This is a genomic window from Paenibacillus sp. FSL R10-2734 (genome assembly GCF_037963865.1).
GTDB lineage: Bacteria > Bacillota > Bacilli > Paenibacillales > Paenibacillaceae > Paenibacillus_AQ.
Genome location: NZ_CP150170.1, coordinates 1,623,923 through 1,637,335 on the forward strand (window position 1 = coordinate 1,623,923; position 13,413 = coordinate 1,637,335).

Here is a 13,413-nt window from a genome sequence, read left to right on the forward strand (position 1 = left end):
TTAACCCCATACTTTTCCTTTTTTTATGGTTTTTAATGTACTTTTTTTCACAAAGTTCTCTTGACGTGGTGATGACCCCAGAATTTACACTCAGGGTAGTAATCATCATGTGTTTATATATCAAGGGGGAACGAGAATGAAAACGAATTTGAAAAGGGTAAGGTTGTTATTATTGGGTCTTGTATTGCTGCTAAGTTTAGCTGCGTGTTCGCAATCTGCTTCAGAGACTAACACTAGCGCCAAGTCAGATACAGCCTCAGCTTCTGCTATGTATAAAGCGGGGACTTATACTGGAACGGCCGTTGGTAACAATGGCGATGTGACGGTTGAAGTAGTGTTCGACGAGACAGCGATCGTTTCAGTAGTAGTGAAGGAACAAAGTGAAACCAAAGGTCTTAGTGATACGCCATTCGAACGCATACCTCAGCAAATTGTTGAGGGTCAGACATTAGCTGTAGATGCTGTATCTGGTGCAACGAACTCCTCGAAGGCGATTCTTACTGCAGTAGAGGATTGCGTTAAACAAGCAGGTGGCGACGTAGAGGCGCTTAAGGTGGTAGCTGTAACGGATACAAAGGAGCAAAAGGCTACGGAGCTAACTACTGATGTTGTCATTATTGGTGGTGGAGGCACAGGCCTTGCTGCGGCTGGATCCGCTTTTGAAAATGGTGCCAAAGTTATCGTACTTGAAAAATTAGCAACGCTAGGTGGCTCAACAGGTTTATCTGGTGGAGCGATCGGTGCAACGGGTACTCGTTTTCAAAAAGAACAAGGCATTGAAGATTCACCAGAATCATGGCTAGAGCTGTGGAAAGAACGTCAAAACACAAGTAACCCAGATAGTAAGTATCCAGATTACGATCGAGTGCGTACTTTTATGGATGGTGCTGTAGATACGACAGAATGGTTAGTGGATACTATGAATCATAAATATGCAAGTGTACAAGGTTATGGCGTTGATCCTGTGGCTCGTCTTCATTTTCCTGAAGCAGGTGGAGCAAGCTTAATCGCAAATATGGAAAAGACACTTAAGGATAAAGGAATCGACATTCTGACGGAAACCAAAGCTACGGAGTTAATCACGGATGATAAAGGCGATGTGATCGGAGTTACGGCTGAGAATGTAGAAGGTAAGCTAATCGTTCATGCTAAAAAGGTGATCATTGCATCGGGTGGTTTTGCTAAGAGCGAAGAATTAATGAAGAAGTTCTTACCAGAATTTGTTGAGGACATGGATATCAGTGCAGCAGGTGCAGGGAGTACTGGGGATGGAATTCTTATGGCAGAGAAATTAGGTGCCGCTCTTTATGAAGACCCATGGATCATCGGTTTAGGGATGACTGCTCGTATTCCTGGCTTGAGCGCTTTAGAGTGGGATACAACAAAGGTATATGTGAATGAAAAGGGCGAGCGTTATATGAATGAGAATAGCCATTATGCTCTTGTAACCAATAAGGCAGCTAAGAATGAACAAGTGTGGGTTGTCCTTGATTCTAGTGATGCTAATGCTGAAGTGATCAAAACACTGGAAGCTAAGCTTCCAAGTGATGAGATTGCTACTGGAAATACTATTGCAGAATTATCTTCTGCTATGCAGCTACCAGGAGATGCACTAGTAACAACAATGGATACCTTCAATGCGGGTGTCACTTCAGGTAAAGATGCTTTTGGAAAAGAAGCGGCAACGCTTGTTGCTGTGAACAAAGGACCCTTCTATGCGATTAAGAATTATCCTAGAACGATGGGGACATTTGGTGGCTTGAAAATTGACGAGAGCTATCGAGTTGTAAAAGAAGATGGATCCGTCATTAACAATCTTTACGCAGGTGGAGAAGCAGCCAATCGTTATCTGTACAACCAAGTTTATATGACAGGTAGTGCTGTGCAGTATGCCCTAACTAGCGGCCGCCTGAGCGGAGAGCTTGCTGCCAAAGCAGTTGCTGAGGGGAAATAAATCAAATGTAAACATTTCAAGTTGACAGCCTGTGTGATTTGTCATATTATAATTCGTGTTGTTATAAGTAAATAAACCAAACTCTATCCAGTGGATGGAGTGGCGGAATTTTGTCAAAGAAATATTCTTTGGTTTCATTCGCCCCTTGTCATTTCGATGACAAGGGGCTTTATTATGTTATTTTGGACTGTTCAATAGGACTGTTCAAGGATTGCTCAATAGAAAGGAAAGAGGTTTACAATGAATATGAAGTTACTCAAATATGCCTTACTAGTATTTGTAGGTGCATGTAGTTATGGATCGCTCTCCACGATCATTAAGCTTGGAATGAATGATGGCTTTAGAATGCAGCAATTGGTCGGGTCGCAATACTTTTTTGGATGGTGTATGCTGCTGCTGTTAGTTGTATTTTTTTCTCGAAAAAAATTGGGGTTAAAGGTAGGTCTTTCGTTATTAGGCGCGGGGATCACTATCAGTATGACGGGAATTTTCTATGGGTTTGCCGTTGAACAATTACCTGCTTCGATTGCGATCGTCCTCTTATTCCAATTTACTTGGATTGGTGTGATTCTGGAGGCGGTTGTAGATAGAAAATTGCCTTCTAGAGAGAAAATAATTTCGATGATTATCCTCCTGATAGGAACAGTGTTAGCTGGGGGGATTCTAGAGCCTAGTGTAGGTGAAATGACTACGAGTGGAATTGTTTTCGGTTTAATGTCTGCGGTGTCGTTTGCCTTTTATATTTTTGTCAGTGGCAGAGTGGCCACGCAGGTACCTGCTGTGAATAAAAGCTTGTATATGACAACAAGTGCAATGATAATTATTTTGGTTGTTTTTTCGCCTTCCTTTATTTATGACGGAGCGATTACAGATGGACTTTGGAAGTACGGTCTTCCTTTAGGGTTGCTTGGTATAGTTATACCTGTGCTTTTCTTTTCAATTGGTGTTCCGAAACTGGGTTCTGGTCTGGGAGCAATTCTAGGTGCGGCGGAGTTACCGGCAGCTGTAGTAGCCTCCGTGTTAGTGCTGCAAGAAGAAGTTTCCTTGCTTCGCTGGGTTGGAATACTCGTTGTGTTGATCGGAATTGCTGCACCACAAATCATTCCGATGCGGACAGGGGGCAAATCACCCAAACCATCCTCCGAACAATCACTCCGTAAGGTAGATCTGTAAACTGTAAACTGACATCGATGGCATGATGGATCCTGACAGGATTACATCATTCATCGGTGTTTTTTTTGTGTTATAGATGTAAAGGTTCCAAGTAAACCTGCAAAAGTACATGTTTCAATGATATGAAGATTGCTAATCAACTATTTCCTGCAAAGCTGCAGTTATTCTTGCACCAGAAGGAGTCTTCGAGCCATAAGTGGGGATATACCTGCACATTTGCAGTTTTTGGACTTGTTGAAGAGGATATTCGATCAAAAGGATGCACTTCTGCAGGAATCTCTACTCCAGCGACAGGTATGGTGGATTTGGTTATGAAGCTGGACACATGAAATGTTTTTGTACAAAAAAAGATTGGTGTTAATTTTTCTGGTATGGCAGAAGTGCGCCTATTATATAGTGGTTCTATTCTAGTTAAATGGAGATGACCACTGATGAACAGAAATGACTATGACAACTTTAAATTCTTGCACCATCAACAGAATCCACTGATCCTATACAACTGCTGGGACGTTGCTTCAGCTAAAGCTATTGAGGAAGCGGGATCAAAGGCTATAGCTACAAGCAGCTACTCAATGGCGGAAGCGTGGGGCTTCTCGGATGGTGAACAGCTTTCATTTGAACAGGTGTTGTGGTCTATTTCGAGAATAGCAAAACATGTATCCGTACCATTGACGGTAGATATCGAGGGTGGGTATGCTGTAGATGAAGAGTCCTTAGCTAATAACATGGAGCAATTATTTCAATTAAATATCTGTGGGATCAATTTCGAAGATCAAAAGGTGAATCATCCTAATCAGGAATTATGGGAAACCAGCGAACAAAGCGATAGAATTAGAACTATACAGCAAGTTGCAGCTAAGCTTCAGAAGAACGTTTTTATTAACGCCAGAACCGATCTCTTTTTCAAAAATATGAAGCATTCGGCGGATCTAGTGAATGAAGCTATAGAGCGTACCTATGCTTATGCTGAGGCTGGAGCGAATGGTATTTTTATACCGGGCCTCACGGATCGAAGCTTGATTGAACATTTTGTACAACAATCGCCACTGCCCGTAAATGTTATGGTGATGGACGGTATGATTTCGAATGCTGAATTGCAGGAGATTGGTGTAAAAAGAATTAGCTATGGTCCGCATAGTTACTTTCAAGCACAGAGTAATCTTCAAGAACAGGCTCGAACGATTCTGCAGCCACCCGCACATTATTTAGAAATGAGCTAACGACACTATGATCACTAATAAACAGCATGTGGATAAATATTACGAGATGTTAGTCGAGAAAAACTCGAATTATGAAGGCGTATTTTTTGTCGGCGTAAAAACAACAGGCATCATGTGCAGGCCAACTTGCCCAGCTAAAAAGCCATATAAAGAAAATTGCGAGTTTTTCGCAACAGCGAAAGAAGCCTTGTTAGCCTCATATAGGCCTTGTAAAAGGTGTCAGCCTCTGTCCAATCCCACGAAAATGTCTCCAGAAGTAAAGCTTCTAGTAGAAGCAATTGAGCGGAATCCGGAAAGGAAATGGACCGATAAAGATTTTGATGAGCTGTCGATAAGTGCAAATACAGCACGCCGACAATTTAAGAAGCAATTCGGAATGACATTTATTGAATATGCACGTTCTAGACGTTTAGGACTGGCATTCAAACATATCAGGAATGGGGATTCTATCATTAACGCACAACTGGACAGTGGGTACGATTCGAGTAATGGATTTCGGGATGCTTTTTCACGAACGATGGGGACGGTTCCCAATCATTCCAAGCAGATTAAAGTGCTGTACTGTACCTGGATAGAGACGATACTTGGGTCAATGCTGGCGATCGCAGATGAAGAGTTTCTTTTGCTGCTGGAATTTGTGGATCGAAAGGGACTTGAGAACGAGATTAAGAAATTACGTACCCGCTTAAATGCAACCATTTTACCTGAAAAAGTATCCGTGCTAGAGCAGATTGAAGAGGAATTAATTCTCTATTTCGAAGGGGAACTTACGGAATTTAACACGCCGATTCGTTATTTGGGCTCTGATTTTCAGCAAAGTGTATGGAATGAACTTCGAAGAATTCCTGTAGGGCAGACGGTCTCTTACAAGGAGCTTGCAGAGAATATTAACAATCCTGCTGCTTGTCGCGCTGTAGCAAGAGCTAATGGAGCGAATCAATTATCGATCTTGGTTCCATGTCATCGTGTGATTAATAGTAGCGGTGAATTAGGTGGATACGGTGGCGGGATCGCAAGAAAAGAATGGTTAATCAATCATGAGAAAACCTTCAGTTCGTAGGTAGCATATTAACTAGAAGTATACTAAATTCGATGTGTCTGAAAGTCTAGATACGTCGTTTTTTTTGTTGTTTTTTTATGTAAGAAAAGCGCTAGTTTAAGCAATAGTAGGAAAATTTAAAAATTCACAACATTATCCAAGTATGATAGCATAATATATATTTTCATAAGAAGGCACGGCTTTATCTTAAGAAGATTGGAGCGAATATCATGCTGAAGGTTCTGATCGTGGATGATGAGCCCTGGGTGCTTGAAGGGCTGAGAACGATGATTGACTGGGAAAAATACGGCTTTGAAGTGTGCGCTGAAGCCCGCAATGGCTCAGAAGCGATGAGACTTATACAGGAGTATAACCCAGAATTGGTCCTAACGGATATTAATATGCCAGTTATTAACGGTCTCGAGCTTATCGCAAAGCTGAATGAAATCATGGCAAAGCCTCCGAAATTTGTAGTGTTGACCGGGTATGACGATTTTAAATTTGCGCATACGGCATTGCAACAACGAGTGAATGACTATTTATTAAAGCCTATTGATGACGAAGAAATAGAGTCCTTATTAAGCAGGATTACGCCTATGATCCGAAATGAAATCGCTTCCAATGAAGAGTTTGATAAGAAGCAATTTTTTATCGTCAACAACATCATCAACCGTCTAATTCAAGGCGAGTATAACGAAAATTTAGAGCTACTAACCCAGAGCACGTTGAAGCTTCAAGCGAATGCAGAGTTAATGTGTATTCTTATCGAGCCGGCCACGTCTATGAACCCGTTTCATCGACGGATTGTCGACTATTTTCCTAGTGAGTGTTCCAGTTTCTTTCAAGATCGTTCGGGAAGAACAGGGATCATCCTTCAGTCTGCTTCTATTGACAATGAGAGTCTGGAAGTTATCGTCAACCAGATTCGTTCGGATATCGCTGAGCAATTTCATGAACCGGTACTTCTAGCGCTTAGCAGTAGAATGATAGGCGTGTGTTCGATTCGAGAAATCTATATGCAGGCAGTTGATGTATGGAAACGAAAGACGCATCAGCAGAAGGACGGGGTCTTTTATTATAGTGAGCTTAGAACCATTAAGAAGAAGGACCATCATAAGGATCACTTCAAACAGCTGCTGGACAAGGTCCTAGCGAATGATATAGAACAGATACAGCCTTGTGTAAAAGAAGCTTTTGCCTCTTTCGTTGAGAATCAGTTGACGATTGAAGTAGTGCAAACTAGAGTGGCCCATCTGGAACTTACCATCTGTACACGCATAGCCCAAATGAATGGTATCCCGGATACGATGATGACAAAGCTTCAGCTAGAGTACGGAAATCTAGGTGAACTTAATGATTATTTTATATTAAGCCGCTATGTTCAAAGTCTGTGTATGCTGGCGACGGTCTATTTATCTGAATTAGAGCAGCAGAATGAACAAAATACGATTTACAAGGTGATTCAGTATGTGGATCGTGAGTTTCGGAATAAATTGAAGCTTCAGGATTTAGCGCGGCAATTTCATATCAATTCTACCTATTTGGGACAGCTATTCAGAAAACAAACGGGTCATGGCTTTAGTGAATATTTAAATGCCAGAAGGATTGAGGAAGCTAAAAGTTTGCTTAAGCGAACGCAGCTAAAAATATCAGATATAGCGGTACAGGTGGGATTTTCAAACACAGACTATTTTATAGATAAGTTCAAGCTGATTGTAGGGGTAGTACCATCCGTCTATAAAAATGAAAATAAGCACAAATAGCTCTAGGGGAAAGCAAGGTGTTTCGTATGGAGAGAAAAAAATTCAGATTTAGAAAAGTAGTGAATGACATTCCACTGAACTATAAATTTTCCCTCATTTACATTATAGGTGTTCTCCTCCCTATCATTATTATCAACCTTGTTTTTTTGGATCGAATTTCCGATTTGATCAAATCTAGAGAACAGCAGAACTTAGAAATATCTTTAGAGAGGGCCCGAAAGGATATTCATGATTTTATTGAAGGTGGGGTAGCTGTCAGCTATACGCTTTCTGCCGATAAAAACCTGTATGAATTGCTTGAGCGGAGGTATGGGAACTCTATCGAATTTTATGACACCTTCGATGAACAGCTGAGAGGCCGGATGAACAGCTATATACCGGTGAACAATCAGATTGAACGGATTACTGTATTTACGAACAATGACTCCATTGTTTCCGGTAGTAACTATCAGGTCATCACAGACAAGGTAAAGGAGAGCGAATGGTATAAGCAGTTCATAGCTGTGAATAAACATGTGTTTCTTGCTGCATATCATATGAGCGAGGCACCTAATGTGGCTTCCACGGCCCCCTATTTGAGTGTAATCGAGCGAATGGACGTTTACAGCTCACTGAATACATTTGAGAAGCTGCTTAGAATTGATTTGGATCTCAGTAAAATATATGACGTCATTGTCAGAGAAAAGGATTATTTGAGTCTTTATCTGGTGAACGAGCAGGATGAGATCATTATGTCCGCACAGAGCGGGTATCAGAGAGGTACGAAGGAGCCTTATCCTGTGTTTAAGCTGCTTGATGATGAACGCAAGGAAGACGTACATATTGTACCCGTTGGCGGGGCTAGTTATATAAAAGGCTGGCGATTAATAGGGGTTACGCAAGGAGAGCGGATTGCTCAGGCGATCTTAGAGATTCGAATTTATGCGGGTATTCTGGCCTCCATCGTAACCTTGCTCACAACCGCCTTTTTATATGTGATGTTAAGATCCTACAATTATCGGGTAAAACGATTGTCCAGACATATGCAAAAGGTAACGAATGAGAAATTTGATTTGATTCGAATCGATGAAGGTCAGGATGAGATTGGCGGATTGATACGCAATTTCAACATGATGACAACTAGAATTAATTCTCTCATCAATGATGTATACAAGCTGGAGATTCAGAAGAATAGTTTGGAAATGGAAAGGGTAAGGGCTGAATTGAATTTTCTGCAAAGTCAGATGAACCCTCATTTTCTATTCAATACGTTAAACGCGATCCTAGTGGTCTGTACCAAAAATAATTACTCGGATGTTACGGATATCATTAAGAGCTTATCGAAATTGCTTAGAAGATTGCTTAGCTGGAAGGAAGATCTCGTCACTTTGGAAGAAGAAATGACTTTCATTGAGATGTATTTGAAAATTGAGAAATTCCGGTTCAGGGATAAATTTGACTATCAATTTGAGATCGATGAGCAGTCGCTGCAATATAAAATTCCGAAGCTAAGCATGCAGCCGTTAGTAGAAAATTCTTGTAAACATGGCCTGCAGACTATAGAAGGACTCGGTATCATTAAAGTAAAGACGGAAATCGAGGATGGCCGTTTGCAAGTTACGGTTTCAGATAATGGGAAAGGGATAGAGGCGAGCCAGCTTAAAGAAATATTATTTAATGTTCAAAATGAAGAAACCTCCTCAGGAACGAATATCGGAATTCGCAACGTGTATCGCAGACTGGAGTTATATTATGAAGATCAGGTGCGCTTTGAAATCAGCAGTGTCCCAAATGAAGGGACTGTTGTCACGTTTGGCATTCCGCTAAAGCTCCTGGAACGAAAAAATAGCTAGAAGGTGAGGGAGCCTATGGATTTTAAAGTATTGTTGATCGATGATGAGCCTAGTGCTCTTGAGGGGATGCAATTATGGATAGATTGGCAGGCGCTTGGCTTTGAGGTGTGTGGAACCGCCAGCAATGGCAAAGAGGGTTTACAGTTAATAAAGCAGCTTGAGCCGGATCTTGTAATTACAGATGTAAACATGCCGCTAATGAATGGTCTGGAGATGGTTGCAGCCTGGCAGCAAGAGGAGACTAAGCAGATTAAATTTGCCATTCTAAGCGGTTATAGTGAGTTTGAATATGCTAAGACAGCTATACGCTACGGCATTAATCATTATCTGATGAAGCCGCTTTTTGAAGAAGAGGCGGCAGAAGAATTGAAGGAGATATATCGGGAATTAGAACAGGAAACTCAAAAGCGAAGATTAAATCAAATGGCAACCTCAGAGGAAGTTGTCTCTCTTCTTAAGAGCATTCTGAATGAAAAAGCAGAAGATAAGTCGGACTTTACAGTACTTACCCGTCTATCGGAGGGCAAAAGCTTTTGGAATATTTGTTTACTACAGACTGACCCGACGATGTATACGGAAATAAGAGAGAAAGCAGTAACTCTCCTAACGAATACGGAATCGATGTTTCTGATTGATCTAGAGGCCTATTGCTTTGGAATCGTATACGGATATCCTTCGGCGTCTGATGATGATGCTGCAATATATCGTGTAGTATCTCCCTTGCTGAATGAAAACCCTAAGCAAGCCCTGTATATTGCAACAGGTGCTAGTGTGGGTTCCTTGCTTCAGATCGCGAATAGCTACCGAACGGCGAATGAAGCATTAATGTTTTATTTTTATAATTCTGAGCATTCTGGGTTTCTGACCTACCAGGGGACCAAGAATAGTCAGTTCAGCTATCACTATGATCAAATTCAACTGATGAATGACTTAATGCGACCTATTAACACACTGGACACAAAAGCCTTTAAACAAGCTGTAGGCTTAGCCTCTCGCAGTTTTCGCGAGATGCGCATCGCTCCAGAGGTTGTGAAGAAGATCGTTATTCATATTATGTATAAGATTGTTGAGTTTACTTCGGAAGCTAGTGAAGTTCAGGTATCATCTTTGTTAAATCAAATAACAATCCCTGAAATGCGGGACTCGATGATGAAGTTGAACGATTTAATGCGGAATTTATTAGCATGTGGTGAGGCGAGTATTGATATCCTTCTGCAAGAACAAGTCCAAAGATCGCAGGGAATTGTGCAGGAAATTAACAATTATATTGAAGAGCATTATTGCGAAAATCTTACGATTAAGAAGCTGTCAGAGGTGTTTTTCCTGCACCCAGTATATCTGGGTCAATTATTGATCAAAAAGAACGGAATTAATTTCAATGAACAGCTGCATAATCTCAGAATAAAAGAGGCAACTCATTTACTTCAACACAATAAGCTGAAAAATAGTGAAATCGCTGAGAAAGTAGGATATGGCAATTATAGTCAGTTCCTCAAACAATTTGAAAAAAAGATGCGTATGAGTCCTAATGAATTCAAACATAAGAATACCTAAACTTTTTGGGGGTACATCTTTAGTTCTGGCGTATTTTCAGTACATTATCACCTCTATAATTTAACTTGTAAGGGCTTACAATATTGCTACACCAACAAAATATGGAGGTGCTTTATGGGGGGCAAGTCAATATCAAAGTTCAAGCTTAGTCTGATTGCTGTGTTATCCCTAAGTTTTGCCTTGGCAGGTTGCGGTGGAAATAATAGCAGTAATACTGCTAAGGGGGAAAACAAACCAGCAGAAACAACAGCTGCAACTGCTGCTGGAACTGAAGATAACAAGATTGAACCTTTTGAAGTGAGTATCTTTCTTGGAGAAGCAGGTCAGCAACCAACACCAGATAACAAGATTTACAAAATGATTAAAGAAAAAACAGGAGCATCCTTCAATTTCGAATTCTTAGCTGGGGATCTTAATCAGAAGTTAGGCGTAATGATTGCCGGTTCGGATTATCCGGATCTGATGACTTCCAATACCAAACTTACGGGTGCAGGTGCCTTTATTCCTCTTGAAGACTTGATTGAAGAGCACGCTCCAAATTTGAAAGCGCATTACGCGGATTACTGGAACATGATGAAAGACCCCAATGATGGACATATCTACACGCTTCCAAACTATGGTGCGTATAACGGTAAAATGAGTACAACCTATTATTCTGGTCCAGCTTTTTGGATTCAGAAGGCGATTCTTAAGGATGCAGGTTATCCAACAGTTAAAACATTGGATGAATATTTCGATCTAATCGTCAAATATAAAGAGAAGAATCCAACCATTGATGGAACGCCAACCATCGGATTTGAGATTCTTAATAACGACTGGAGAAACTGGGGATTGTTTAACGCGCCTCAGCATCTGATCGGGCATCCTAATGATGGCGGAGTAGTAGTTAATGATAACGTTGCAGAAATCTTCGCGGATAAAGACTATGCTAAGCAATATTATAAAAAGCTTAATGAAATGAACCAATTGGGCATTATCGACCAAGAAACATTTGTACAGAACTATGACCAATATTTAGCGAAGTTATCCAGCGGGGCTGTTCTAGGAATGTTCGATCAGCACTGGAACTTTGGTAAAGCTGAAGATTCACTCACGACACAAAAGAAAGATGAGAGAACTTATGTAGGACTTCCTCTTGTGTTTGATACGAACACCAAAGACTACTATCTGGATCGCCCTGCACTTAACTTGAATAATGGTTTCGGGATCACTGTTAATGCTAAAGATCCAGTCAAAATTATTAAACTCATGGATACATTGATTCAAGAAGATTGGCAAAAAATCCTCACTTGGGGCATTGAAGGCGAAGATTACCAAGTGGAAAATGGTCGCTTTATAAGAAATCAAGAGCAACGGGACAATGCAGTTGATGCTACATGGAAGCTCGGCAACAAAGCAGAGGCTTGGTATGCTACCGCTCCGAAATTGCAAGGATACTTCAAGGATGGTAACTCAACGGATGCCGCAGCTCAACCAGAAGAGTACAAGGCAGGGTTGAAAGCGTATGATAAAGAAATTCTTGATGCTTATGGCTTCAATAGTTATGTGGATTTCTTCAGCGAGCCTGAGCCAAACCCAGTAGCTTATCCAGCTTGGTCCATAGATCTTGTTGAGGGCTCTGATGCCAAAATTTCCGAAACAAAGCTGAACGAACTGCGAACCAAGTACCTGCCAAAAGCAATCTTGGCTAGTCCATCAGATTTCGATAAAGTTTGGAATGACTTTGTTGGAGAAATTGGTAAAGTGAATGTCAAAGCCTACGAAGACAGAATCAATGAACAGCTGAAATGGAGATTTGATACTTGGAGTGTTAAATAGTTAGAGCTTGCTTAAAAATCAGAAAGTGGTGGCTATTAGCCAACCACTTTCTGAAATAATTGGATGATGTGGGGAGAAAATATATATGGATGAGATCTTAACGGGGAAAAAAGTTAACCGGCATCCTAAAAGAAAAAAGAAGCAACCAATTACTATGACCTTGATTAAGAATCAGAAACAGCTGATTTGGATGTCAGTTCCATTGCTGCTGTATATTATACTATTCGCTTATGTTCCCGTTTGGGGATGGACGATGGCTTTCCAAGATTATAAACCAGCTAAGGCATTTGGCGAACAGACATGGGTTGGTCTAAAGCACTTCGAATTTTTATTTACGGACGATAACTTTCTAAGAGTTCTACGCAATACACTCGCTATGGGCCTAATCAATCTTATTCTAGGATTTGTGACTGCGATCGTACTCGCTTTGCTGCTTAATGAGATCAAAAATGTGATGTGGAAAAGAACTGTGCAGACCATATCCTACTTGCCGCATTTTCTTTCTTGGATTATTGTGACAGGGATTGTAGCTACCTCCCTCTCGGTTAATGACGGGATTATCAACATCGTACTGATGAAATTAAATCTTATTGATTCACCGATCCTTTGGTTGAGTGAAGGTAAGTATTTCTGGGGTATTGTGGGTGCTTCTAACGTCTGGAAAGAGGTTGGATGGAGTACAATTATCTACTTGGCTGCTATTGCTTCTATTGATCCAGCTTTATATGAGGCTGCTGAGATTGATGGAGCGAACCGGTACAGAAAAATGTTCAATGTAACATTGCCGGGAATTAAAGCAACCATTGTTATCCTGTTGATAATGTCCATAGGACATGTACTGGATGTCGGATTCGAGGTTCCGTACTTGTTAGGGAACGGGCTTGTTATGGACTGGTCAGAAACGATTGATATATTTGTATTGAAATACGGAATTGCGCAAGGAAACTATTCCTTAGCCACAGCGGGTGGCATATTTAAAACAGTCGTAAGTGTAACGTTGCTGCTATTAGCTAACTGGACTTCGAAGCGGCTAGGGGAAGAGAGGCTGTTATAATTATGG

The 13,413-nt window shown here is 40.9% G+C and carries 10 protein-coding genes; all 10 read left to right on the plus strand.

The window, feature by feature from the left end; translation table 11 throughout:
• Positions 1 to 136: 136 nt before the first annotated feature.
• The 10 genes from NSS67_RS07265 (at position 137) to NSS67_RS07310 (ending at position 13,407) form a co-directional block, all read left to right on the plus strand.
• On the plus strand, positions 137 to 1,954 hold the full coding sequence (locus tag NSS67_RS07265; protein WP_339318928.1) for an FAD-dependent oxidoreductase: 1,818 nt from the start codon (positions 137 to 139) through the stop codon (positions 1,952 to 1,954).
• Between the two features lie 246 nt (positions 1,955 to 2,200).
• A complete protein-coding gene (locus NSS67_RS07270; RefSeq protein WP_339320526.1) occupies positions 2,201 to 3,127 on the plus strand; it encodes a DMT family transporter in 927 nt (308 codons plus the stop codon).
• Between the two features lie 122 nt (positions 3,128 to 3,249).
• Positions 3,250 to 3,456 (plus strand): hypothetical protein, encoded by a 207-nt coding sequence (locus NSS67_RS07275; protein WP_339318929.1) that lies wholly within the window; start codon positions 3,250 to 3,252, stop codon positions 3,454 to 3,456.
• Between the two features lie 102 nt (positions 3,457 to 3,558).
• Complete coding sequence (locus NSS67_RS07280; RefSeq protein ID WP_339318930.1) at positions 3,559 to 4,347, plus strand: isocitrate lyase/phosphoenolpyruvate mutase family protein; 789 nt, start codon at positions 3,559 to 3,561, stop codon at positions 4,345 to 4,347.
• Positions 4,348 to 4,354: 7 nt separating this feature from the next.
• Complete coding sequence (locus NSS67_RS07285; protein WP_339318931.1) at positions 4,355 to 5,407, plus strand: trifunctional transcriptional activator/DNA repair protein Ada/methylated-DNA--[protein]-cysteine S-methyltransferase; 1,053 nt, start codon at positions 4,355 to 4,357, stop codon at positions 5,405 to 5,407.
• Between the two features lie 209 nt (positions 5,408 to 5,616).
• Complete coding sequence (locus NSS67_RS07290) at positions 5,617 to 7,149, plus strand: response regulator (RefSeq protein WP_339318932.1); 1,533 nt, start codon at positions 5,617 to 5,619, stop codon at positions 7,147 to 7,149.
• 26 nt (positions 7,150 to 7,175) lie between these two features.
• Positions 7,176 to 8,981 (plus strand): histidine kinase, encoded by a 1,806-nt coding sequence (locus tag NSS67_RS07295; protein ID WP_339318933.1) that lies wholly within the window; start codon positions 7,176 to 7,178, stop codon positions 8,979 to 8,981.
• Positions 8,982 to 8,996: 15 nt separating this feature from the next.
• Positions 8,997 to 10,535, plus strand: a complete 1,539-nt coding sequence (locus tag NSS67_RS07300) for a response regulator (protein ID WP_339318934.1) — start codon at positions 8,997 to 8,999, stop codon at positions 10,533 to 10,535.
• 114 nt (positions 10,536 to 10,649) lie between these two features.
• Entirely contained in the window at positions 10,650 to 12,353 is a 1,704-nt protein-coding gene (locus tag NSS67_RS07305; RefSeq protein ID WP_339318935.1) for a sugar ABC transporter substrate-binding protein, read from the plus strand.
• An 85-nt stretch (positions 12,354 to 12,438) separates the two neighbouring features.
• On the plus strand, positions 12,439 to 13,407 hold the full coding sequence (locus tag NSS67_RS07310) for an ABC transporter permease subunit (protein ID WP_339318936.1): 969 nt from the start codon (positions 12,439 to 12,441) through the stop codon (positions 13,405 to 13,407).
• Positions 13,408 to 13,413 lie beyond the last annotated feature (6 nt).

What these genes read in the sequence shown, in the direction of transcription:
- NSS67_RS07295 (WP_339318933.1), top strand. Translation starts at nt 7,176, where the DNA reads ATGGAGAGAAAAAAATTCAGATTTAGAAAAGTAGTGAATGACATTCCA.
- NSS67_RS07285 (WP_339318931.1), top strand. Translation starts at nt 4,355, where the DNA reads ATGATCACTAATAAACAGCATGTGGATAAATATTACGAGATGTTAGTC.
- NSS67_RS07270 (WP_339320526.1), top strand. Translation starts at nt 2,201, where the DNA reads ATGAAGTTACTCAAATATGCCTTACTAGTATTTGTAGGTGCATGTAGT.
- NSS67_RS07290 (WP_339318932.1), top strand. Translation starts at nt 5,617, where the DNA reads ATGCTGAAGGTTCTGATCGTGGATGATGAGCCCTGGGTGCTTGAAGGG.
- NSS67_RS07280 (WP_339318930.1), top strand. Translation starts at nt 3,559, where the DNA reads ATGAACAGAAATGACTATGACAACTTTAAATTCTTGCACCATCAACAG.
- NSS67_RS07305 (WP_339318935.1), top strand. Translation starts at nt 10,650, where the DNA reads ATGGGGGGCAAGTCAATATCAAAGTTCAAGCTTAGTCTGATTGCTGTG.
- NSS67_RS07275 (WP_339318929.1), top strand. Translation starts at nt 3,250, where the DNA reads ATGAAGATTGCTAATCAACTATTTCCTGCAAAGCTGCAGTTATTCTTG.
- NSS67_RS07265 (WP_339318928.1), top strand. Translation starts at nt 137, where the DNA reads ATGAAAACGAATTTGAAAAGGGTAAGGTTGTTATTATTGGGTCTTGTA.
- NSS67_RS07300 (WP_339318934.1), top strand. Translation starts at nt 8,997, where the DNA reads ATGGATTTTAAAGTATTGTTGATCGATGATGAGCCTAGTGCTCTTGAG.
- NSS67_RS07310 (WP_339318936.1), top strand. Translation starts at nt 12,439, where the DNA reads ATGGATGAGATCTTAACGGGGAAAAAAGTTAACCGGCATCCTAAAAGA.